At 38.7% G+C, this 22,872-nt stretch carries 19 protein-coding genes; 6 read left to right on the top strand and 13 right to left on the bottom strand.

The genetic code is table 11. From position 1 onward, the window contains the following. Nucleotides 1-48: 48 nt before the first annotated feature. The 4 genes from E1140_RS10520 to gndA form a co-directional block, all read right to left on the bottom strand. A complete protein-coding gene (locus tag E1140_RS10520; RefSeq protein ID WP_155182917.1) occupies nt 49-1,122 on the bottom strand; it encodes a cytochrome-c peroxidase in 1,074 nt (357 codons plus the stop codon). Next, nucleotides 1,119-1,733 carry a hypothetical protein gene (locus tag E1140_RS10515; protein ID WP_155182914.1) on the bottom strand — a complete coding sequence of 205 codons (615 nt, stop codon included), beginning with the start codon at nt 1,731-1,733 and terminating at the stop codon, nt 1,119-1,121. The genes E1140_RS10520 and E1140_RS10515 overlap by 4 nt, the downstream gene beginning before the upstream one ends. A gap of 176 nt (nt 1,734-1,909) precedes the next feature. Next, a complete protein-coding gene (locus E1140_RS10510; protein ID WP_155182911.1) occupies nt 1,910-2,962 on the bottom strand; it encodes a DUF4407 domain-containing protein in 1,053 nt (350 codons plus the stop codon). Between the two features lie 325 nt (nt 2,963-3,287). Continuing rightward, complete coding sequence (gene gndA / locus E1140_RS10505; RefSeq protein ID WP_155182908.1) at nt 3,288-4,694, bottom strand: NADP-dependent phosphogluconate dehydrogenase; 1,407 nt, start codon at nt 4,692-4,694, stop codon at nt 3,288-3,290. 108 nt (nt 4,695-4,802) lie between these two features. Between gndA and zwf the strand changes: the two genes are divergently transcribed. Both zwf and pgl read left to right on the top strand, forming a co-directional pair. Further along, nucleotides 4,803-6,311: a glucose-6-phosphate dehydrogenase gene (gene zwf, locus E1140_RS10500; protein ID WP_155182905.1), complete on the top strand. Its 1,509-nt coding sequence runs from the start codon at nt 4,803-4,805 to the stop codon at nt 6,309-6,311. 3 nt (nt 6,312-6,314) lie between these two features. Next, on the top strand, nt 6,315-7,019 hold the full coding sequence (gene pgl, locus E1140_RS10495; protein ID WP_155182903.1) for a 6-phosphogluconolactonase: 705 nt from the start codon (nt 6,315-6,317) through the stop codon (nt 7,017-7,019). Between the two features lie 9 nt (nt 7,020-7,028). Here pgl and ggt read toward each other — a convergent pair whose 3' ends face one another. Continuing rightward, nucleotides 7,029-8,711 carry a gamma-glutamyltransferase gene (gene ggt / locus E1140_RS10490; RefSeq protein ID WP_155182900.1) on the bottom strand — a complete coding sequence of 561 codons (1,683 nt, stop codon included), beginning with the start codon at nt 8,709-8,711 and terminating at the stop codon, nt 7,029-7,031. Nucleotides 8,712-8,881: 170 nt separating this feature from the next. Between ggt and E1140_RS10485 the strand changes: the two genes are divergently transcribed. Beyond that, nucleotides 8,882-10,186 carry an aryl-sulfate sulfotransferase gene (locus E1140_RS10485; protein WP_155182897.1) on the top strand — a complete coding sequence of 435 codons (1,305 nt, stop codon included), beginning with the start codon at nt 8,882-8,884 and terminating at the stop codon, nt 10,184-10,186. Here the strand turns inward: E1140_RS10485 and dnaE are convergent. The 5 genes from dnaE to E1140_RS10460 all read right to left on the bottom strand — a co-directional run bounded on the left by dnaE (nt 10,183) and on the right by E1140_RS10460 (nt 17,201). Further along, entirely contained in the window at nt 10,183-14,424 is a 4,242-nt protein-coding gene (dnaE, locus tag E1140_RS10480; protein WP_155182894.1) for a DNA polymerase III subunit alpha, read from the bottom strand. The two genes, E1140_RS10485 and dnaE, sit on opposite strands and share 4 nt — an antisense overlap. A gap of 121 nt (nt 14,425-14,545) precedes the next feature. Then, nucleotides 14,546-14,818, bottom strand: a complete 273-nt coding sequence (locus E1140_RS10475; RefSeq protein ID WP_155182891.1) for a hypothetical protein — start codon at nt 14,816-14,818, stop codon at nt 14,546-14,548. Continuing rightward, nucleotides 14,818-15,450, bottom strand: a complete 633-nt coding sequence (gene rsmG, locus E1140_RS10470) for a 16S rRNA (guanine(527)-N(7))-methyltransferase RsmG (RefSeq protein WP_155182888.1) — start codon at nt 15,448-15,450, stop codon at nt 14,818-14,820. Before rsmG ends, E1140_RS10475 begins: the two co-directional genes overlap by 1 nt. Nucleotides 15,451-15,495: 45 nt before the next feature. Next, on the bottom strand, nt 15,496-16,104 hold the full coding sequence (locus E1140_RS10465; protein ID WP_155182885.1) for an RNA polymerase sigma factor: 609 nt from the start codon (nt 16,102-16,104) through the stop codon (nt 15,496-15,498). Further along, on the bottom strand, nt 16,095-17,201 hold the full coding sequence (locus tag E1140_RS10460; RefSeq protein ID WP_155182920.1) for a glycosyltransferase: 1,107 nt from the start codon (nt 17,199-17,201) through the stop codon (nt 16,095-16,097). Before E1140_RS10460 ends, E1140_RS10465 begins: the two co-directional genes overlap by 10 nt. A 133-nt stretch (nt 17,202-17,334) precedes the next feature. On the opposite strand from E1140_RS10460, the gene tgt reads away from it, so the two are divergent. The 3 genes from tgt to E1140_RS10445 are packed head-to-tail and all read left to right on the top strand — an operon-like array spanning nt 17,335 to nt 20,475. Next, nucleotides 17,335-18,465, top strand: coding sequence for a tRNA guanosine(34) transglycosylase Tgt (gene tgt / locus E1140_RS10455; RefSeq protein WP_155182882.1), 1,131 nt, complete (start codon nt 17,335-17,337; stop codon nt 18,463-18,465). A gap of 25 nt (nt 18,466-18,490) precedes the next feature. Then, nucleotides 18,491-19,564, top strand: coding sequence for an LptF/LptG family permease (locus E1140_RS10450; RefSeq protein WP_155182879.1), 1,074 nt, complete (start codon nt 18,491-18,493; stop codon nt 19,562-19,564). Then, nucleotides 19,564-20,475, top strand: coding sequence for a DMT family transporter (locus E1140_RS10445; RefSeq protein WP_155182876.1), 912 nt, complete (start codon nt 19,564-19,566; stop codon nt 20,473-20,475). Before E1140_RS10450 ends, E1140_RS10445 begins: the two co-directional genes overlap by 1 nt. Here the strand turns inward: E1140_RS10445 and ispE are convergent. The 3 genes from ispE to E1140_RS10430 form a co-directional block, all read right to left on the bottom strand. Then, nucleotides 20,467-21,264 carry a 4-(cytidine 5'-diphospho)-2-C-methyl-D-erythritol kinase gene (gene ispE, locus E1140_RS10440; protein ID WP_155182873.1) on the bottom strand — a complete coding sequence of 266 codons (798 nt, stop codon included), beginning with the start codon at nt 21,262-21,264 and terminating at the stop codon, nt 20,467-20,469. The genes E1140_RS10445 and ispE overlap by 9 nt on opposite strands. Nucleotides 21,265-21,330: 66 nt before the next feature. Further along, entirely contained in the window at nt 21,331-22,143 is an 813-nt protein-coding gene (locus E1140_RS10435; protein ID WP_155182870.1) for an enoyl-ACP reductase FabI, read from the bottom strand. A 66-nt stretch (nt 22,144-22,209) separates the two neighbouring features. Continuing rightward, on the bottom strand, nt 22,210-22,788 hold the full coding sequence (locus E1140_RS10430) for a hypothetical protein (protein ID WP_155182867.1): 579 nt from the start codon (nt 22,786-22,788) through the stop codon (nt 22,210-22,212). Between the last annotated feature and the right edge of the window lie 84 nt (nt 22,789-22,872).

Genomic DNA, 22,872 nt, shown 5'->3' with positions numbered 1-22,872 from the left:
CTTTGGTTTAGAAATTATCTTGGCTGAGAAAATGATATAAAAGAAGTATTAATTATTAAAAGGATCTGAATATCTGGGATTAGTAATAAGATCATGATCTGTTAGTGTATTTAAGAACTTCAACAAGTTAGCTTTCTCCTCATCACTGAAATGGAATCCATACTTCTCATCTTTGAAGATGATTGAATCCTTAAGCCTTGAGTCCAAAGAAGCGCTGATTTTAATTCCTTTTGAATAGTGATCTATTACTTCTTCTAAAGTAGCAAACCGGCCATCGTGCATGTAAGGACCAGTAATATCAATATTTCTAAGAGTCTGAATTTTAAATTTCCCTTTATCTAAGGTGCTATTTGTAATTCCCATAAGTCCTTGTCTTAAGTATTTTTCTGGATCTAATCCATTGTTTGCAAAACCATCATAATTAATTGCAGAGCCTGAAAACAAAACTCCTGCATGACAAGATGAACATCCAATTTCCTGAAATAGTAAAAATCCATCTAACTCGCCATCAGTGAGGTTATCATTTCCTACTAAGTACTGGTCAAATTTTGACTTGTTGGAAATAATGCTTCTTTGAAACTGAGATAAAGCCAAAGAAACGCGCTCTACTGTAATTTCGAAATCACCAAAAGCGTTATAAAATAGTGTTGAATATTCATCATTTGACTCCAGCTTTTCGATCATGACTGCCAGCCTTTGGTCCATCTCATGAATATTTGTAATAGGTGAGAGGGCCTGAATCTCAAGAGATTCATTTTTTCCATCCCAATTTAATGGGCCAGCGTAGGCCAGGTTTACCAGACTTGGTGAATTAAACTGCGTTTTCTGGTTACGGATCCCAATTGAAAATTTATCATTATCAGCAAAAGCAAACTGTTGTTTATGGCATGAAGAACAAGAAACAGAGTCATTTCTTGATAAGGTCTTGTCATAAAAAAGCATTCGGCCTAAAGTTGCTCCGGATTGAGTAGTGATATTGTGTACAGGATGATTTGGGTCCCCAAACTCAACGGGAAAAATGAATTTGTCGTCATTATCATCGGAAATAATTTCTTCATCCATGCATGAACTCAAAACTAAAATTTGGATAAAGAAAAGCAGAAAAACGCTACATAATTTCATTGTTTAAAGTAATCTATATCCTTAATGTATTCTTTCCCTCCAATTTGAATACGATTCCAATGAAGTTCTCTACCCATTCCCTTGATCCATCTGCGGGTATAAGTGCCATGAGAGTATATGTCGTATTCAAAAACCATACGATATTTCGACTTTTGAATTACAGTATACCTAAGACCTTGGGCAATGTATGATTCATCTAGATTAAGTTTAAAATCGCCTTCTAAACGAACAAACTCAAATTTTTCATTAGAGAGATATAGCTTCTGATCATGGGTCAATGCAAACCATTCTTCATAGACGTAATAATCGGTTGTATCACAAGGGTTATAATGCTTTTCAATCAAGAAATAATCTGCCGAATCAGTTGTAATTCCGTCAATAATTTCCCAATACCATTCCTTTGTTTTGTCATTGCAGGGTATATAATCTTCGTTGACCCAATAATTACCCACCTCATGAGGAAACCAACCCTTTGAGGTATCTAAGCTTGATAACTTATCAAGGCTATTAATATCAACTGAATTTGAAGTGTTGAAATCTGCTAATTGGACGGATTCAGACTGACAACCTATACTAATAATTATTAACAGAAAATAACTTGTTCGTTTCATAGATGAATACTAAAATATATCGAAAATTTAATGTAGGTAATTAAGGAGTGGTTTCCTAATACTCGTTGCTTAAATGCTGCCAGTCGTGGAGATAAAGTGGTTCTGAAAGGTAATTATTATGACTAATCAAACAAGTTTAGAAAAAATCTAAAATCAATGATATTTATTGTTGTTCGCTAAACATTATCCAAGCGCACATCCAACCTTGTGTCTACAAATTTCTTTTCTGTGGCAGAGAAGGCTTCGGATTCTTTCTTTAGTTCGCTGTGTATATAGGCCTTGTCTTTGATGATGGCCGTTTCATACTTATACTCATAGGTTTCTATAAGATAGTCATAAGGCCCTTTTTTGGAGATGAGCTTTACAAAAATAGGAGAGGTCTCTACTACGATAAAAAGCAATATGATAAAAAGGTTAGCCATCCAAATGGCTTCACTGTCTATCGTTAATCGGCTCAAGGCTTCCAGTCGTGCGGCAGGCCCGCCAATAGACGTTTTTTGAAGACTGGCTAACGCTGTGCTACTTAACGAGTCCAGTCCGTTCAACTGGTCTTGTTTTTCTTGTATCAGCGCCTGGTTGGTAATGGTCAATGCCTGTAGCTCAGCTTCCACCTTGTCGGCATCGGCCTTTTTTATTCTGTAGATAGGGCCGGGGTTTCTTTTGCCGGTACCACCGGTACCATCGGCCTCCTGCTGGGCTATTCTTGCCAGCTCATCACGTTTGGTGGCCTTTTGTTCTATCTCAAGTTTTAACCTGTCTATTTCACTTTTTAATGTAGTGGTTTGTGCCAGGTATTTGTCTTTTACCAGCTGTTCCTGCTCGGCAAACATTTCCTCTGTCATCAATGCCAGTTCGGCATTTATCTCTTTTTCAAAGATTTTGAGTTCCAGGGGTTTGGCTATTACTATTGAGATCAAAACCGCCAATAATAAACGGGGAACAGCCACGGCAAATTCTGACCAAAATTTACCTGACTTACGCATACTAGAGACTATAAATCTATCCAGGTTGAAAATCATGAGACCCCAGACTAACCCTAAAATTGAGGCGATAAGGTAACTATCAAAGACAGTGAAAAAGGCATATGCAGCTGAGAGGGCAGCAAAGAGGCCTGTAAAGAAAATAGTGGCGCCTATACCCACATATTTGCTTGATTCAGATTCGCATTGTTGTAAGAGTTTGGTATCTGCCCCTGAGCAGTACCAAAAAAAGGTTTTGAGCTTTTCCATGGAAGTTGAACGACCAGTACATTGAATTATTTTCTAGGTTGACAAGATTAGTGCCATGTGCTCAGAAGCGTATCAGAGCAGTTTTAACTGTAAAATTAGTACGAATATGAACAGGTGAGGTGTACGGTTTTGATGTTATTGCCCTCAGTATTTCTCCATTAAGCAAGTCATCCCGTAAGGGATCTTTACCTTAAACACGCTTCCTAGTTCTGTGGCAGACAGAACATAATTTTTACAAATATATGTTATGGCCAAGATGCCTCCGCTCTGCTACGGCATGACTGAGCGAGAAAATAAGTGCTTCAGGATATATATTTTAATTAAATCACCATTCTGTATGGAAAATGCCTTCCATATCTGTTCTTTCATAAGTATGCGAACCGAAATGATCTCGCTGTGCTTGTATCAGGTTCAGTGGTAATCTACCAGAGGTAATAGCATCAAAATAGGTAAGGCTATTTGATAATCCTGGCAATGGTATTCCATTTTCAGCACCATAGGTAACTACATTACGTGTGGCTGATAAGGTTTCTTTTAGTTTGCTCACAAAATCAGGAGCCATTACAATATTTTTCAATTTAGGAGCTGTGGCAAATGTTTTTGAAATATCGTCAAGCAATGCGGCTCTAATGATGCAGCCTGCCCTCCAGATTTTGGCCACTTCTGCCATATCCAGCTCATAGCCATATTCTTCTGAAGCTTCAGCCAATTGGTTTAAACCCTGAGCATAAGTAATGATGAATGCAAAGTATAGCGCCTGTTCTGCTTTGTATATAAAGTCAGCTTTGTCAACAGATTTAGGTGTTGGTTTACCATAAAGAGCCTCGGCTTCTACACGTAAATCTTTAAAGGCAGATATTTCACGCATGCTCACCGCAATGTCAATGGAGGGGATAGGAATACCCAAGTCCATGGCATTTTGAGAGGTCCACTTACCAGTACCTTTTTGCTTGGCCTTGTCTAATATTTTATCTACCAGATGTCCTTCACCTTTATCATCTTTCTGATTAAAGATTTCAGCGGTAATATCCACTAAAAATGATTGTAAGCGGCCTTTGTTCCAGGAATCAAAAGTGGCTGCAAGCTCTTCATTGCTCAGTCCGGCTGAATGCTTTAAAAGATGATACACTTCAGCGGTAAGCTGCATCAAACCGTACTCAATACCATTGTGCACCATTTTTACATAGTTACCTGCTGACTTCGGGCCCAAATAGGCCACACATGGCTCACCATTAAACTTGGCTGCTGCTGCCTCAAATATTGGCTTGATATGCTGGTAGGCTTCTTTATTGCCACCCGGCATAATACTAGGCCCACGTCTGGCACCTTCAGCACCACCAGATACTCCAGAACCAAAAAAGTTGATTCCTTTTTCCTTTAAATAAGCTTCTCTTCTGTCTGTATCGGTAAAGAAAGAGTTTCCGCCATCTATAATAATGTCTCCTTTTTCCAGATGTGGCAGCAAGCTTTCAATTGCAGCGTCTACCAGTTTTCCGGCAGGCACTAAAAGCATTATTTTTCTTGGTGAGCTTAAGGCTTTCGTAAACGCTTCTACTTTGGTTGTAGCCTGCACCTTGGCGGCATCACCACCTGAAGCGATAAGTGAATCTACCTTGGTTTGATCAAGGTCTAGCCCGCAAACGGAGAAACCTTTATCAGCCACATTTAAAATAAAATTGTGGCCCATAACTCCAAGACCAACTAAACCGAAATCGTATTTGTGTTCTAACATCTGAAAAGCCTTATATTTGGCGCTTAATTTCCTTTAGGTGAAGATGACTATCATTTCTCATTAAAAAAAATGAAGGTCTCTAAATTTAGTGTTCTAAGCTAACGCACAATGAAAAAAACTAAGAATCAAATGCTCATTATTTTTGGAGCATCGGGCGATTTGACAGCCAGAAAATTAATTCCTGCTATCTATCAGCTGTACAAGGACAGAGACCTGCCGGAGAATTACGTTATTCTGGGTACAAGCCGCAGCGACATGTCTGATGAGGAATTTAGAAATAAGGTTTGTCTGGAAAGTGAACACTTTAGCGATGAGGAAAAGTCGTTGATTCAGTCTTTTGCTGATAAGATATTCTATCAGGCAATCGAGGGTTATGAAGAGGACTATTCTGCATTGAGCGATCGTGTCCATGAATTGAATAATGAGTTTAGAACAGAATCGAATTATATATTCTACCTGTCAACTCCACCAAAGGTTTATAAAAATATTGCCCATAAGTTGGGACAGGCTGGTCTTAATGATGAAAGTGAGGGTTTCACAAGGCTTATAGTTGAAAAACCATTTGGCTATGATTTAAAAACCGCTCAAGCGCTAAATAAGGATCTTCTAGAGTATTTTAAGGAATCTCAGATTTACAGAATTGATCATTACCTAGGAAAAGAAACTGTTCAGAATTTATTGGTCACAAGGTTTTCTAATAGCATTTTTGAACCGCTTTGGAATAGAAATTACATCCGTCATGTGGAGATTACCAATGCCGAAAGTATTGGTGTTGAAAAGCGTGGTGGTTATTATGATAAGTCAGGTGCGCTGCGCGATATGTTTCAAAATCACCTGTTGCAGGTGGTGTCTTTAGTCGCTATGGAGCCTCCTTTGGAAGCTACTGCTGAAGAGATTAGAAATGAAAAAGTGAAGGCTTTGAAGGCGCTGCGCATTATGAAAGATGAGCAGACACTTTATGAACATACCATCAGAGGGCAGTATGGTGCAGCAGAAATTAACGGTGAAAAAGTTATGGGCTATCGTGAAGAGGAAGGTGTTGATCCTGAATCATTGACAGAGACCTTTGCAGCCATCAAGTTCTATATTGATAACTGGCGATGGAAGGGTGTACCGTTTTATGTGCGTACCGCTAAAAGAATGCCCACCAAGGTTACCGAAGTGGTGATACATTTTAAGTCTACACCACACAGCCTTTTTGTTGGGGCCAATAGAGATAACAAGCTCATTATCAGGATTCACCCGGATGAAGGCATCATGATGAAGTTTGGAGTGAAAGTCCCTGGCCAGGGATTTATTGTTGAAGAGGCCAATATGGATTTTTATTACTCTCAGCTCACCCGCAATAGGGTGATGGGAGCCTATGAAAGATTGCTGTTAGATGCTATGCAAGGTGATGCTACGTTGTATGCCCGTGGAGATGAAGTTGAGGCAGCCTGGCGTTTTGTTGATCCTATTTTGGATTACTGGCAAAATGGTAAAGATGTGAGGATGTATGGCTACGCTGCTGGTGTTTGGGGACCTGAAAATTCTGATGAGTTAATTGAAGGAGATTATATTTGGCGTAACCCCGGGCCAAACATTGCAGATGATCCCGGATTCTGTGTATTGTGTTAAGCTATGGAGATAAAAGTATATAAAGATAAACAAGAGGTAGCCAGGGAGTTTTCTGAATACCTGGCTTCTAGAATTAAGTCTAATAAGAACTACACGGTGGCACTTTCTGGAGGGAGTACTCCTAAAATTGTATTTGATTATTTAGCAGTGCATTTTAAAGACTTGAATTGGTCTAATGTTCACTTTTATTGGGGTGATGAGCGTTGTGTGCCTCCAACTCATGAAGAGAGCAACTATAAGATGACGGTGGATCATCTGCTGAGCAAGATATCAATTCCTGAAGAGAATATACATCGCGTGTTGGGTGAGAATGAGCCAAAGGCAGAGGCGTCAAGGTATGATGATCTATTGGTTAAGAACTTAAAAGAAGCAGATGGAATTCCTCAATTTGATTTAGTCATTTTAGGAATGGGTGGTGACGGCCATACGGCATCTATCTTTCCGCATGAAATTGAGCTTTGGGATTCGTCAAGAAACTGTGAAGTTGCGATTCACCCAGACTCAGGTCAAAGGAGAGTTTCTTTAACAGGAAGAGTCATTAATAATGCCAAGGAAGTGGCCTTTTTAGTAACAGGTGCTGATAAGAAGGAAAAAGTCACTTCTATCTTGGCTCAAGATGCTGCAAGCAAAGACTACCCAGCTTCATTGGTTCAGCCAAAATCAGGAAACCTTATTTGGTTTTTGGATGAGGCCGCAAAGGGCGAATAGTGTACTTATTTAGTACCCAACAGCGGCACCTTCTCCACTGGAAGAATCAGAAGCGCCTTTAAAGATACCATCTTCATAGATGATACCCATGAGCTGACCCAGACGTGTTCTGCTGATCATTTCATGCCCCATACTTTTTAGTGCTTCTCTGGTGTCTGGTGAGAGTAGCAGTTCTTCATACATGATTCTATCCGGCAACCATTGGTGATGGATTTTCATTGCTTCAATAGCATCATCAATTTCCATGTCAAACTCAATGACATTCAACACGGTTTGAAAAACTGTGTTGATAATTGTTCTGCCCCCAGGACTGCCTATGACCAAATATGGTTTTCCATCTTTAGCAACTATCACAGGAGTCATACTGGAGAGCATACGTTTTTCAGGTTCAATCAAGTTAGGTTTAGTTCCAATCTGTCCTCTTGTGGTAGTCACACCAGGCTTTGGATTAAAGTCGCCCATTTCATTATTAAAAATGAATCCTAATTCTTTATCCACCATTCCAGATCCATAAGCATATTCTAAAGTATAAGTTAAGGATACAGCATTGCCATCTTTGTCCATTACCGATAGGTGAGTAGTGTTATCGCCTTCTGGCATTTGCCCAAATTTTGAAGAGTCACTTTTGGTCGCTTTCTGCATGTCAATGGTCGCTACCTGCTCTTTTGCTAGTTGTTTATCCAGCAAAAAATCTATGGGCATGTCGGGGTTAAAGTCAGGGTCACCGAGGTGTTTTGCTCTGTTAGCATAGGCTCTGCGCATTGCTTCCGCAAGAAAATGAACATAGGCTGTTGAGTTAAACTCTAACGTATCAAAACTCACTTGCTCCATCATATCCATCATAGAAATGAGGGTTACCCCTCCAGAGCTTGGTGGTGCCATAGAGCAGATTTGATAATCCTTATATGTTCCAAATACAGGCTTTCTCTCTATGGCTACATATTTTGCTAAATCCTTTTTGGTAATAATGCCATTGTTAGCTTTCATAAAAGCTTCAATTTTCTTAGCCACAACTCCCTTGTAAAAACCATCAGAACCTTTGTCACGAATAAGGCTTAGTGTGTTGCCAAGGGCAGTTTGTTTCCAGATATCACCTGGCTCTACAATATCTCCATTTTCATTACTGAAGAAGCCTTGCATCTGCGGATACCGTTCTTTATCACCTTCAAAATATTGAGCTGATTGATATAGGGACCAGTTCATGGTAAACCCATTAGATGCTAATTCTACTGCAGGCTGCACAACTTCCTGCCAGCTTAGTTTACCAAATTTTTCATGGGCTTTATATAGCCCTGCAACGGTGCCGGGTACACCAATGGCCTTTGCTGAAAAGTGATTTGAGTTTTCAATTACATCACCATTTTCGTCCAGAAACATATCATCAGTTGCTTTTAAAGGTGCCTTTTCTCTAAAATCAAAGGTTGTTGCCGTTCCTTCATTATCCATGTAAACCAGGAAGCCGCCACCTCCAATATTCCCAGCTGAAGGGTGTGTAACAGCAAGAGCGAAGGCAGTGGCAACAGCTGCATCTATGGCATTGCCGCCCTTTTTTAGTATGTCTCTACCTGTTTCGGAGGCAACACTACTTGTAGATACGACCATCCCATTTCTACTGTAGGTCTGGGCTTTTGTTGTAATTGAATTTAAAAATAAGCAGAGTAATAAAACTAAGGCAAAAAGTCTGATGCTCATGATAAAATGTAATTGATCCTGAATATACAATTCGCTAAAATGCAGTTTTAAGATTAAAAATCATTGATACTTGAGGGAAATTGGAATGAGATTCAAATTTTGTAAACCAATTATGAGCGATTCTGATATCTTTAGTTTAGATAAAATCATAAAATATCTAGTTTTACCGAATGCATAAAGTAAGATTGAATCATACAGCTCAAATAATCATTGTATTGTTATTAACAGTATTTGTTTGGGGATGTAAATCAAAAGAAAGTAATAAAGAAAAGGCTTTAGTGGTGCCTCCGTTAACTCCTGAGGTTGTGGAGTATAATCCTGCAACAATTGATGATAATTATGTATTTGCTGTTGAAGGTGGCGGGCAAGCAGCTTATTTGTTGGACAAGTCGGGCAAGAAAATTCATGAGTGGAAGTTTGATTTAAAACTTGGTAATGATGCTCAACTTTTACCAACAGGTCAGGTTTTGGGCATATTCAAATCTGAGACGGCTACTATAAAGTTTGGTGGCGGTTATGCTGGTGTAATTAGATTAATCAATCCTGATAGTTCTATTGAATGGGAATATGTATATGAATCCCCTGAATACCTTTCGCACCATGATGCTGAATTACTTCCAAATGGAAACCTCATATTTTTAGCGTGGGAGAAAATATCTGTTGAAAAAGGACAAGCAGTAGGTGTAAATGCTGATTATGATATCTATCCTGAGAAAATTTTAGAGGTTAACCTAGAGACAAAGGAAGTTGTTTGGGAGTGGCATAGTTGGGATCATATTGTACAAGACGTTAAAGAAGGTGTGAGTACTTATGGTAATGTAAATGAAAACCCAAATAAGATTAATATCAATTACAACCTCAGAAAGGATGGTGATATTATGCATGCTAATGGACTTACTTATGATCCGGATAATGACTTACTTTATGTTAGTGTAAACTTTTACAGCGAGGTTTGGGTGATTGATCATAGCACTACTACAGCTGAAGCAGCGACCAATCAAGGAGGAAATTATAATAAGGGAGGAGAGTTAATCTATCGCTTTGGAAACCCTGAAACTTATAATAATACTTCAGGAAAGAAGATTTTTGATCATGTTCATTTTCCCAATCTGCTTGGCGAGGGAGTTCCTGGTACAGGCAATATACTTGTATATAATAATGGACTTAAGGCAAAGCAATCTGAGGTATTTGAGCTAAAGATGCCAACTGAGTTTATGCTTATTCCAGATGAGGATAATGAACCAGAAATTATATGGAGTTATACAAACTCTGAACTGTCCTATGGAAGAATTTCTGGAGCTGACAGGTTAAGTAACGGCAATACCCTGATTTGTGAAGGCGACTACGGTTTTTGGGAAGTTACTCCTCTGGGAGAAATCGCCTGGAAATATAAAAATCAAACCACAACCTATTGGAGAGGATATGGTTTTAATCGAGAAGCTGATGCAGTTAAGAGTCTTAAGCTGAAAAATTAAAGCAGCACTTTACACATCACCTCAGGGATTTGCTTCATTTCTTCGATCATCTCATTGCTGGGGTTAATCGTGTATTTTAATGACTTCAAATCAATATTTTTTCGTTCACCGTTATCATCTAAATACATGATGTTGACTTGAAGAGATAAGTCCCCTTTATGGGCCAGGCAGACCTTTTCAATTTGATCTACTATTTGATTAGTCACCTCATCATAATTGATTTTAACTTCAATACCTTTGGTCTTTTTATCACGAAGTTCACTTAGCAGTTCAATACTATTGAGTTTTAATTCTAGTCTCTGATCTCCCCATTTCTGTTGCACTACGCGACCTTGCATAAACAAGAACCAACCCTGCATCATGTATTCTTTAAACTTGATGTAGTCGTCACCAAAGAAGAAGAAAGTGAAATTACCATTGTAGTCTTCTACAGTTAGAGTGCCAAAAGGTTTTCCGCCTTTGGTAGTTCTATGTGCAAAACCAGTTACTATTCCTGCTAGCCTTATAATAGGTTTGCTTTGTAAAGTTTCTATATCATTCAGCTCCGTAAGCTCCGTATTGCAAAAGCTATTAATCTCGAATTGATAAGAATCTAAGGGATGTCCTGAGATGAAAAGTCCCACAACTTCCTTTTCAATATTTAGCTTTTCAAACTCACCAAAAGGCTCAATAGGTTCGATTTTAGGTTTTGGAGTTTCTACTCCAGTATCACCACCAAACAAACTGGCCTGAGCACTATCGGCCTCAAGCTGCATCTTGTTGGCGTATTTAATAATCTTCTCAATTAAAGGCTGATCACCTTCAGGGGCGTGGAGATACTGTCTTCTGTGATACTCTTCAAAACAATCAAAGGCTCCGGACATCGCCAGACATTCGAAGGTCTTCTTATTTACTGTTCTAAGGTTCACCCTTTCTGCAAAGTCGAAAATATCTTTGAACGGTCCATTCTCTTTTCTCTCTTCAATAATTGCCTCTACAGCAGCGTCACCACTTCCTTTTATGGCAGCCAGTCCAAAACGGATTTCGCCATCTTTATTTACCGCAAAGTTCTTGAAAGATTCATTGACATGTGGCCCCAACACCTTAATGCCCAGACTGCGACATTCTTCCATAAAGAAGGTCACCTTTTCAATCTGATTCTGATTATGCGTAAGCACCGCTGCCATATATTCAGCCGGGTAGTGCGCCTTTATGTAGGCCGTTTGGTAAGCTACTAGTGAGTAGCAGGTAGAGTGCGATTTGTTGAAGGCATAGGCTGCAAATGCTTCCCAATCCTTCCAAACTTTTTCTAGGACTACAGGGTCGTGGCCATTATTTTTTCCGCCTTCAATGAACTTGGGCTTAAGCTTCTCCAGCAGGGCAAATATCTTTTTACCCATTGCCTTACGGAGCACATCGGCATCACCTTTAGAGAACCCGGCTAATTTCTGTGAAAGCAACATCACCTGCTCTTGGTAGACCGTAATTCCATAGGTCTCAGCAAGGTTTTCTTCCATGTCTGCGATATCATAGGTAATTTCTTCATCACCATGCTTTCTCGCAATAAAGTTTGGAATGTATTCCATTGGCCCTGGTCGGTACAGGGCGTTCATGGCAATAAGGTCAGCAAATTTATCTGGCTTTAAAGCCCGTAAATGCTTCTGCATACCCGGAGACTCAAACTGGAAGGTTCCATTGGTCTGTCCGCTTTGATAGAGTTGGTATGTCTTTTCATCATCAAGGGGAATGGTATCGATATCAATATCAACATCATGCCTGGCCTTTATAATTTTAAGCGCAGACTTGATGATTGTTAAAGTCTTTAGACCCAAAAAGTCCATTTTAAGCATCCCAGCATTTTCAACAACACTGTTGTCAAACTGGGTTATGAGCATCTCAGAATCTTTGGCTGTAGAAACAGGGATGAACTTGGTAAGGTCGTCTGGGGTAATAATTACTCCACAAGCATGGGTACCTGTATTTCTAACCGCACCTTCCAGAACTTTAGCTTGATTAAGCACTCTTGCCTTTAAATCAGATCCCTGCCTAAAGGCTTCAAGCTCTTTAACTTCTTTAAAAGCTTTATCTAAACTTGTTCCGGGACGCTCAGGTACAAGTTTAGCCAGGTCATTAGCCTCGTTAAGTGGTAACTCCATCACCCTTGCTGCATCACGAATAGATGACTTGGCAGCCATAGTACCGTAAGTGATAATCTGCGCTACCTGATTTTTTCCGTATTTGTCGATTACATATTGAATTACTTTATCTCGACCCTCATCATCAAAGTCAATATCAATATCGGGTAGTGATACCCTGTCAGGATTTAGAAAACGCTCAAAAAGCAGGTCATATGCAATTGGGTCAACATTGGTGATGCCTATGCAATAAGCAACAGCAGAACCTGCAGCCGAACCCCGTCCAGGACCAACTGATACACCCATTTCACGGGCTTTTCTGGTAAAGTCCTGCACAATCAGGAAGTACCCAGGGTAACCAGTATTTCTAATGGTGTCCAATTCAAAATCAAGACGTTCTTTTATGTCATCAGTAACTACATCATAGCGCTTGTTGGCGCCTTCATAAGTCAGGTGTCTCAGATAGGCATTTTCACCTCTTTTGCCACCATCATTTTCATCTTCTGCATCTTTGAATTCATCAGGAATATCAAAGGCAGGAAGTAGAACATCTCTGTCCAGTTTAAAACCTTCTATTTTATTGACCAGTTCGGCAAGGTTTTCTATCGCTTCAGGAATATCGCTAAACAGCACTTTCATTTCATCCTGACTTTTGAAATAGTATTGGTCATTTGGAAAACCAAACCTAAATCCTCTACCTCGGCCAATAGGGGTGGACTTCATTTCGCCCTCCTTCACGCATAACAACACATCATGTGCTTCGCTGTCTTCCTGATTCAGGTAATAAACATCATTGGCGGCAATTACTTTTACATCATATTTTTTTGCAAACTGAAGGAGAACTTCATTAACTCGATTCTCTTCTTCCAGATTATGCCTGATCAGTTCTACATAAAAGTCCTCTTTAAATAGATTGTGATACCAGACAAATGCTTCTTCTGCCTGGTGCTCACCCACATTAAGAATTAGGGAAGGAATTTCTGAGTACAGTCCACCTGTAAGCGCAATTACGTCTTCAGAGTATTGCTCAATGAGCTGCTTGTCAATACGCGGATAAATACCATACAGACCTTCAACAAAGGCTAATGAACTTAATTTGGCAAGGTTGTGATAGCCATTTTTGTTTTTGGCTATTAATACCTGATTGTATCTTTTATCCGGATTGTCTTTGGTGAACTTAAGCGTCAGTCGCTCTTCAGCTACAAAAAATTCACATCCGACAATAGGCTTTATTTCATTGTTGTTGGCCTCGCGCACAAATTTGAAAGCGCCAAACATGTTACCCAAGTCAGTAAGACCAACCGCAGGCATGCCGTATTCCTTTGCCTTAGCAACAATACCTTTTACATTAGGAACGGCCTGAAGTACCGAGTACTGACTATGAACATGAAGATGTACAAAAGGAGCATCTATTTCTTCTGCAGCTTCAGTATCACCACCAAAATCAGCGGTGCTTTTATCGTCTTTCTTGGCAAAGTTGGCATCATCAAGTTTGGGAGGCTCATAAGTAACATCTTCAACTGCAATGCCCCCCAAGGGCTCAACAACATTTTCTTTGATTAACCCGAAAAAACATTTAGCAGTGGCATCAACATCATAGGCTGCATCATGAGCATCACCAAAGCCTTCACCAAATAGTTTTTCATGAAGCTCAATCAGTTTTGGAGACTTGAATTTTCCTCCAATACCACCTTGCAGCTGACAAAATTCTTTGGACACTAATGATGTATCAATCTGCTCGTGATCCACCAATGACTGACCAATTTCTTCCTTGTCGAGTCTGAAGAATTCAGCCCCAATTATTTTATTATCAAAATCTACATTATGACCTATAACAACTTCTGCCTTGTCAAGATCAACTTTAAATTTCTCTAATATTTCACCTAAATCATGACCTTCTTCAAGAGCGCGTTTGGTTGAAATGCCATGTATTTTTTCAGAGTTAAAAGGGATGGTAAACCCTTCTGGTTTGATAATGAAGTTACCATTGCTGAGTAGTTTACCATGATCATCATGCAGCTGCCATGCCAGCTGAACTAGTCTTGGCCAATTTTCAGAGTCTGATATTGGAGCGCTATAGCTATGCGGTAAACCGGTGGTTTCAGTATCAAAAATAATATACATTATGCAGTGGTTGTAGTGGTTTGTCAGGTAAGATTATATAGAAATAATCTGTAACCTGACGGATAATCAAATATCGGAAAAGTAGCTGGTTTAGCTTGTATGATTCGCTGGAAAATAGAGATTAATTTTCCTCTAATTCATCAACATTCAGATGCTTAAACCAATAGATGAGTGCGGTAATCGAAGGAACAAAGAAAAGCCATAGATACCATCGCCATCTGGCTCCTCTGGTTAGCGTTTCATTCTTCGATATTTGATAAGTATAAATGATAAAGGTTGTAATGGTGAAGAAAAACAGATGCCTTACATCGGTTAACTCCGGGTCATTAAAACCAGTATAAAAAACGATGAAAACTAAGGTGACAGGTAGCCCCAGTAATAGATATCTAATCATTATTTAACAGGAACGTAAACCACTTTTTTAGTTTCAAAAAAATCTTCGGTAAAGTATTCAGACAACTCAAAAATCTTAGTTTTTAATTTGGCTTCTCTTAGCTCATCTTGTAAATCACCACCCTTTAAATATAAGATGCCATTAGATATTCGGTGATTTCGCTCCTTTTTGAATTTGTTTCTTACCCAGCGATAAAATGGTTGTAGACGAGTTACCGCTCGACTAACAACAAAATCATACTTATCTTTAATTTTCTCAGCACGTATAACTTCAGCTTTCACATTTTGTAACTGCAAAGCCTCGGCAATGGCACTTACCACTTTAATTTTCTTCCCAATAGAGTCAATCAAATGAAAGTTGCAATCTGGAAAAAGTATGGCTAGCGGAATGCCAGGGAAGCCACCACCGGTGCCTACATCAAGTATATCAGTGCCAGACTTAAAATTAATCACTTTGGCTATTGCCATTGAGTGTAGGATGTGCTTTAGATATAGCTCATCAATATCTTTTCTACTTATCACATTGATTTGAGCATTCCAATCTTCATAGAGACCTTTAAGCGCTTCGAATTTGGCTTGTTGATCAATAGTGAGATCTGGGAAGTATTTTAGCAGTAGGGCGGTGTTAGACATAGTTGATTGCAAAGCTAGCAATAACCAACCATTTACCCTTAAGTATTAAATATGCTCTTTCTTGTTTTTTACAAGGTCATACATCAACTCACGAGCCCGGTGTAGTTGAGCTTTCACAGTTCCAAGTGGTGCATCTAGCTCTGTAGCTATCTCATCGTAAGACAGCTCATCAAAATATCTCAACTTAACCAACCGCTGATATTTGGCCGGTAGCTTGGTCACAAACATTTGAATAAGCTCAATCTTCTGACTTTTTATAGCTACTTCTTGAGGATTTAGATTTTGATCTTCAACATCAAAACCTACAGCTTCACCATTGTCGTCAGTAAATGAGGTGTCAATACTCATTGTATTTAGCCTCTTTTTACGGATAAAGTCAATGGCATTGTTAGTGGCAATTCTGAAAAGCCAGGTACTGAAAGTGAAATCTTTTTTGAATTTGTGAAGGTTTTTGAATGATTTGGCAAAGGCTTCTATGGTTAAATCTTCGGCATCATCTACATTTCTGACCATTTTAAGCACCATGTGATAGACCGGGCGCTTGTATCTATCCATAAGCATAGCATATGCCTGCTCATCACCTTCATTTACCGCCTGGTCGATCAGTTTGAAATCTTCGAGTGCCTTATCAGAGAATTGTTTTTTTAGCTCCATCTAACCCTTTTTGTGAATAGTGCCCTTATGCCAATGGAAAGATAGTAAAAGACGAATATAAAATCTAAAAACACAAGCCCCCAAAGGTCAAACCTCACACCAAATTTTTTACATGCAGTCATAAACGTTAGATATAACAGCAAGGTTCGTAGTATAAAACCTGACAGCAATATATAAGGTTCCATTAAAAGTACACCAGAAAAAATCAAAGCAGCCCAAAAACCCAGATGTGTTAAAGAAATTAAACCTAATATTAATTTGTGTTTGAATTTATAGTGCTTTCCAACCGATAGGTGACGAATTTTTTGCCTGAAGAAATCTGGCCAGGATGCTTTAGGAATAGAATAGATTAATGCTTCGCTACCCAGACTAACTGTGGTATTTTTATTTGTAGCATGTTTATTTACAAATAGATCATCATCACCACCAGTTATATCTATGTGGCTATTGAAACCCTTATTTTTTAAGAAGAGATCTTTTCTATAGGCAAGATTTCTGCCCACACTCATATAAGGCAGTCCAGATAAAGCCAAACCTATATATTGGATGGCAGTGGTTATTGTCTCAAATCTTATAAATGCATTGAGCAATCCCTTTTGTTTTTGGTAAAGAGAAACACCAAGGTTTATTTCTGTCGATGGGTTGCCAAAATTGATTGTCATATTTTCAATCCACTGATCGCTTTCTGGTATGCAGTCGGCATCTGTCAGTAAAATAATTTCATTTTTAGCGGCTTTTATTCCCAAAGTCAGAGCATACTTTTTGGGATTCATTTTGTTGGGGGTATCCTTAACTGTTACAACTTTTAGCAGAGGCTGAGATTTATTCTCTTCATATAAAAAGTCGTAAGTGCCATCATCAGATCGGTCATCAACGATCACAATTTCAAAATTATCATGACCTTGACTGTATAACTTTGGTAGCAGCATTTTCAAGTTCTCTAGCTCATTTCTGGCAGCTATTACTACTGAAACGGGTTGATTAGAACTTTTCTTTGACCTCTTCTTGCTTGAAAAAGCTTTAAGAAAAATTAACAGAATTATGACCTGTAGTGTTAAAAAAATAGTGAAAACGAGAATAGAAGGAGCCAAAAACATAAAGTTGCTATAGAAATTAAAAGGCACAAAGATATATCGAAAATCCACAATCCAAATTCCTTATTTATGTAAACGGATATTGCCCATCTACTTAATAATATTCGATTAACTTTGCGGAGTTTTTGAATAGCCTATGAAGTTTAAATTAGAAGTAAAGGACGAAAAGAGTAAAGCCCGTACTGGTACCATCACCACAGACCATGGTGAAATAAAGACGCCAATATTTATGCCGGTAGGTACTGCTGGTTCTGTAAAGGCAGTGCATCAGCGTGAACTTCATGATGATATTGCTGCGCAGATCATTTTGGGAAATACATATCACCTTTTTCTTCGCCCGGGTTTAGATATTATTGAAAAAGCAGGTGGCCTGCATAAATTCAACGGCTGGGAAAAACCCATTTTAACTGACAGTGGAGGCTATCAGGTTTACTCTTTAGCGGGCACAAGAAAGATAAAAGAGGAAGGTGTTACTTTTCAATCTCACATTGATGGATCAAAACACATTTTCTCTCCTGAGTATGTCATGGATATACAAAGAACCATAGGTGCCGATATTATCATGGCTTTTGATGAATGCACTCCATTTCCTTGTGAATATGACTATGCAGAAAAGTCCATGCATATGACGCACAGGTGGTTGAAAAGATGCTGCGATAGATTTGATAGCACAGAAGGCAAATATGGGTATAGTCAAACGCTATTTCCGATAGTTCAAGGGAGCACTTATAAAGATTTAAGGAAGCAGTCGGCAGAGGCTATTGCTTCATTTGAGCGCGAAGGCAATGCCATTGGTGGATTGTCAGTTGGTGAGCCTGCTGAAATGATGTACGAAATGACGGATCATGTATGTGATATATTGCCGACTGATAAGCCAAGGTATTTGATGGGAGTAGGTACTCCGGCCAATATTTTGGAATGTATTGCTCTGGGTGTAGATATGTTTGATTGTGTGATGCCAACGAGAAATGCGCGGAATGGAATGCTTTTTACCTCTGAGGGTATAATTAATATTAAAAATAAAAAGTGGGAAGATGACTTCTCACCGATTGACCCTAATTTGGGAGGATATGTGGATACTTTTTATTCAAAGGCATATTTGAGACATTTGATTATGAGCAAGGAAATTTTAGGCGCGCAAATTGCTAGTATACATAATCTTACTTTTTACCTTTGGTTGGTAGGTGAGGCCAGAACTCAAATAGAAAACGGCACATTTGCATCCTGGAAAAATGAGATGGTAGAAAAGGTAAGCAGAAGACTATAATAGAATATAAAACAGGAGATAGGCATTGAAATTACTTGACAGATACATTTTAAAACAGTTTTTAGGTTCGTTCATTTTTACCGTACTGATTATAGTTTCAGTGATTGTAGTTATTGACCTAACCGAGAAAACTGAAAAGTATGTAAAAGCTGAGTTAACCACCGGACAAATCTTTGGCTACTACATGGATTTTATTCCTTGGATTGCCAATTTTATTACTCCTTTAACTGTTTTTATTGCCACAGTGTTTGTTACTTCTCGTTTAGCAGGCCGAACTGAAATTATTGCCATTTTGAGTAGCGGAGTATCTTTTATAAGGATGCTCTACCCATATTTTATTGGTTCTGTTATGATTGCTGTTTTGAGCTTTATTCTGACAGGTTGGATCATCCCTAATTCAAATAAAACAAAGCGGGAGTTTGAGCTCGAGTATTTAAAAGGTAGATACTTTTTTGATAAGACTAACATTCATATGCAGGTGGCTAAAGGCAAGTACCTATATATGAGGAGTTATAATAATCAGTCTAACATGGGCTATAATTTTACTTTAGAAAGTGTAGACAGTACCAAACTGACCGAGAAGCTGTCAGCAAGCAGAATTACCTGGAATGAGGAGCTTCAAAAGTGGACTCTGATGAACTGGAGTCACCATACTATCGATGGCGACAAGGAGGTGATTACAGAGGGTAAATCAATGGACACCACATTAGTAATCCATCCTAGTGAGTTTGGCAATCTTGAGAAAAACTATGAGGGTATGACCATACCCGAACTGAACGATGAAATTGACAAGCTTACATTACGGGGAGCTAGTAATGTTGAATTTTATCAAGTTGAGAAATACACAAGATTCACGTCTCCTTTTGCTGTGTTGATATTAACCTTTATGGGTGTTATCGTGTCTGCTCGTAAAAGTAGGGGCGGTACGGGTTTTCAAATTGCCTTGGGCTTTTTACTGTCCTTTCTTTACATCTTCTTTTTTATCATGACTAAAAGTATAGCCGAAGCAGGTGGAATGCCGCCAATAATATCGGTTTGGATACCAAACATTATCTTTGGTGGAATAGCTTTGCTCATGTATAAATACGTTCCGCGCTAATGCCACAAACTATAGACTATCTTAAGCTCCATTTCATAGTATGGATTTGGGGTTTTACTGCCATATTAGGTTTACTGATTACCATTCCTTCAGTTGAGATAGTTTTTTACAGAACACTCATCGCCTTCTTTACTCTTGGTGTCGTGTTGTATTTCAGAAAAACCAATTTTAAGATTGGAAGCCGAGAGGTGTATAAGATATTGGGTACAGGGGTTATCATTTCTGCACATTGGATATTGTTCTTTGCAGCTGCCAGAGTTTCCACTGCCTCTGTGTGTCTGGCTGGAATAGCAACTTGTTCTCTTTGGACCAGCTTTATAGAACCGCTTATGAATAAGACCAAAATAAAGTCCTTTGAAGTAGTTCTGGGTTTGATGGTGATCGCTGGGCTGTATGTGATTTTTCGGTTTGAATTTAATCATGCTGTTGGGTTGACCATGGCAGTAATCTCTGCATTTTTATCTGCTCTATTTTCTGTCATCAATGGGAAGTTTACTAAAAAGCACAATCCCTATATTATCACCTTTTATGAGATGCTCGGAGCCTGGTTAGGGACAGTATTATTTCTGCCCTTTTACCAGATGTACTTTACTAATGGAAAGGGCATTAACCTGATACCTGTAGGTATGGATTGGTTGTGGTTAGCCGTATTAGGTATTATTTGTACTGTATATGCCTTTTCTGTGTCGGTAGAAATTATGAAAAGGATATCTGCTTTTGTAGTGAACCTTACGGTAAACCTTGAGCCAGTTTATGGTATTGTGTTAGCGGTACTCATCTTCAAAGAAAAAGAGCAAATGCAGCCTGCTTTTTATTTAGGGACTTTAATAATATTGCTTTCAGTGCTGGCCTATCCATTGCTAAATAAAATGCATAAAAGGAAAGCACAGTCATTGGATAATTTAAGGTAGTTGACCTTTCCATACACAGTTACTCAGACTAGCAACTTCTCTATCAAATATCCCGAAAACTGCTGAGCCTGAGCCAGTCATGCTGGCATAGAGTGCTCCATTTTTATACAACAAGGCTTTCACTTCCTCAACTTGCTGGAATTGTTGAAAGACGGATTTTTCAAAATCATTTTTTACAGCTGTTTTCCAGACGGATATATTTTTACTAAGGTCAGCATTAAGATTCTGATTACTGTCTTTTGGAACCACACCAGCATATGCCTTTTTTGTGCTTACATGGATATCTAGATAGATCAATTGAAGATGCATTCCAGATAGGTTGACATCAATACGCTCGAATATATTGCCAGTACCTTTTGCAATTACAGGCTTGTTCTTTACAAAGAATGGGCAATCACTTCCTAGTTGTGATGCATATTTTTCAAGTTGTTCATCTGTTAGGTTAAGATTGAACATTTGATTTAGCGCCTTCAATGTAAAAGTAGCATCTGCAGACCCTCCACCAAGTCCTGCACCAATAGGGATGATTTTATGTAGATGAATCTGTACTGGAGGAATATCGAAGTCCTTTTGGAGTAATTGATAGGCCTTTAAACATAAATTACTGTCTGCATCACCAGGAATTGGAATCCCCGTGGAGGTAAAGCTCAACTGATCAGCAGGCAGTATTTCTAAAACATCACAGAATGGAATAGGGTAGAAGCATGATTCAATATTATGATAGCCGTCATCTCTTTTAGAGAGAATATTGAGGCCGATATTTATTTTGGCATTTGGAAAAACAACCATGCTTATAAAATTAAAAATCCCAAGCCAATATGATCTGACTTGGGATTAAATATGATGTATAATTATTTATTTTGTTAACTCTCCAATGATCTCTTCAGTTATACCAGAAGAAGAGAATCCTCCATCATGCATCAAGTTCTGCATGGTCACCATTCTGGTATAGTCTGAGAACATCATCACAATGTATTTCGCACAATCTTCTGCACTAGCATTACCTAGTGGAGACATTTTGTTAGCGTAATCTAGGAATACATCAAAACCACCTACTCCGCTACCTGCTGTAGTCATTGTTGGCGATTGAGAAATAGTATTTACTCTAACGTTGTTTTTCTTAGCAAAACGATAGCCATAGCTTCTCGCAATTGATTCTAACACTGACTTAGCTTGGGCCATATCACCATAATCAGGGAACGTTCTTTGTGCAGCTATGTAAGTTAGGGCCAATATTGAACCCCAATCATTCATAGCATCCAGCTTATCTGCTGTTTGTAAAACTTTGTGGAAGGACAAGCCTGATATATCTAAGGTTTTCAAAAACCAGTCGTAGTTAAGATCATGATATTCTTTCCCTTTTCTAACATTCGGACTCATACCTATAGAGTGTAAAACAAAGTCAAGTTTACCCCCTAGTATCTCTTGAGATTTTTCGAAAAGGTTAGTTAAATCTTCAATAGATGTAGCATCTGCTGGTATTACTTCTGCATTACACATCTTTGCCAGTTCATTGATTTCGCCCATGCGCATGGCTATAGGAGCATTTGTAAGAACAAATTCAGCACCGTCTTCATGCGCCTGCAATGCAGTTTTCCAAGCGATTGACTCCTGATTTAATGCGCCAAAAATGATTCCTTTTTTTCCTTTAAGTAAGTTATAACCCATGATTTGATTGTTTTCTTAGTTTATAATGCAATTATACAAAAATTATTTGCCGATGAACCTGACATATCAGGAGAGTACCGGCTTACCAGTAAAATCAGAAATGAACTGGCCAAATTTATTGGTAAACTTTTCTACATCTCTGTACTTTGAGTCTATTGCAAAGAGGTCAATTTCTTTATCGCCTGAGATAGCGGTAAGGGCATAATTGTAGGTGACGGGAATTTCCAGATCTGGACTCACAAAATCATCAACTTCCACCCGCTTAAACCGGAACTTGTCAATATTAGAAAAGTCAAGTCTTTTATATGGCCCGGTTGGGCTGTTCATAATATTGATTTGTTGAAGTTGTCTGGAGAATAATACTTTAAAATATTTTTTCGAATAGAAACTTAAGAACGGAGTAGCGGCAAATATTAACCCTAGCAAAGCTCCGCCTATGGCTAGAGTGTTTTCAGTTGTACTTCCCATTATTAAGCAATAAGTAACCAACAACACCCCGCTCGCAGAGAGTAAAATTCTGGAAACAAAGTTGTTAGAGGGGGCCCCAATTATGGTTATTTCATTGTCTCCCCTGAATTTAACCATGTATTCATGCTCTTCCAGCATTTTGTTAAACTCATCTTCAAGGAGCTGTCTTTTTTTCATAAAAGAATGTAACTAACCAAATTGGAGTGTCAATATAGGTAATTATTAAAAAAATAACCACCTACCCATTTGTTACGGTGTTAT

It is taken from the genome of Fulvivirga lutimaris (assembly GCF_009711525.1).
GTDB lineage: Bacteria > Bacteroidota > Bacteroidia > Cytophagales > Cyclobacteriaceae > Fulvivirga > Fulvivirga lutimaris.
Note: the sequence above shows the minus strand (reverse complement) of the source record. Positions and strands in the feature narration are given on the sequence as shown.

Bases quoted from the DNA above. Each gene is read 5' to 3' on its own strand.
- E1140_RS10520 (WP_155182917.1), bottom strand. From the start codon at position 1,122: ATGAAATTATGTAGCGTTTTTCTGCTTTTCTTTATCCAAATTTTAGTT.
- gndA (WP_155182908.1), bottom strand. From the start codon at position 4,694: ATGTTAGAACACAAATACGATTTCGGTTTAGTTGGTCTTGGAGTTATG.
- ggt (WP_155182900.1), bottom strand. From the start codon at position 8,711: ATGAGCATCAGACTTTTTGCCTTAGTTTTATTACTCTGCTTATTTTTA.
- E1140_RS10445 (WP_155182876.1), top strand. From the start codon at position 19,564: ATGCCACAAACTATAGACTATCTTAAGCTCCATTTCATAGTATGGATT.
- tgt (WP_155182882.1), top strand. From the start codon at position 17,335: ATGAAGTTTAAATTAGAAGTAAAGGACGAAAAGAGTAAAGCCCGTACT.
- pgl (WP_155182903.1), top strand. From the start codon at position 6,315: ATGGAGATAAAAGTATATAAAGATAAACAAGAGGTAGCCAGGGAGTTT.
- zwf (WP_155182905.1), top strand. From the start codon at position 4,803: ATGAAAAAAACTAAGAATCAAATGCTCATTATTTTTGGAGCATCGGGC.
- E1140_RS10460 (WP_155182920.1), bottom strand. From the start codon at position 17,201: ATGTTTTTGGCTCCTTCTATTCTCGTTTTCACTATTTTTTTAACACTA.
- E1140_RS10485 (WP_155182897.1), top strand. From the start codon at position 8,882: ATGCATAAAGTAAGATTGAATCATACAGCTCAAATAATCATTGTATTG.
- E1140_RS10435 (WP_155182870.1), bottom strand. From the start codon at position 22,143: ATGGGTTATAACTTACTTAAAGGAAAAAAAGGAATCATTTTTGGCGCA.
- E1140_RS10465 (WP_155182885.1), bottom strand. From the start codon at position 16,104: ATGGAGCTAAAAAAACAATTCTCTGATAAGGCACTCGAAGATTTCAAA.
- rsmG (WP_155182888.1), bottom strand. From the start codon at position 15,450: ATGTCTAACACCGCCCTACTGCTAAAATACTTCCCAGATCTCACTATT.
- E1140_RS10510 (WP_155182911.1), bottom strand. From the start codon at position 2,962: ATGGAAAAGCTCAAAACCTTTTTTTGGTACTGCTCAGGGGCAGATACC.
- E1140_RS10475 (WP_155182891.1), bottom strand. From the start codon at position 14,818: ATGATTAGATATCTATTACTGGGGCTACCTGTCACCTTAGTTTTCATC.
- E1140_RS10515 (WP_155182914.1), bottom strand. From the start codon at position 1,733: ATGAAACGAACAAGTTATTTTCTGTTAATAATTATTAGTATAGGTTGT.
- E1140_RS10430 (WP_155182867.1), bottom strand. From the start codon at position 22,788: ATGAAAAAAAGACAGCTCCTTGAAGATGAGTTTAACAAAATGCTGGAA.
- dnaE (WP_155182894.1), bottom strand. From the start codon at position 14,424: ATGTATATTATTTTTGATACTGAAACCACCGGTTTACCGCATAGCTAT.
- ispE (WP_155182873.1), bottom strand. From the start codon at position 21,264: ATGGTTGTTTTTCCAAATGCCAAAATAAATATCGGCCTCAATATTCTC.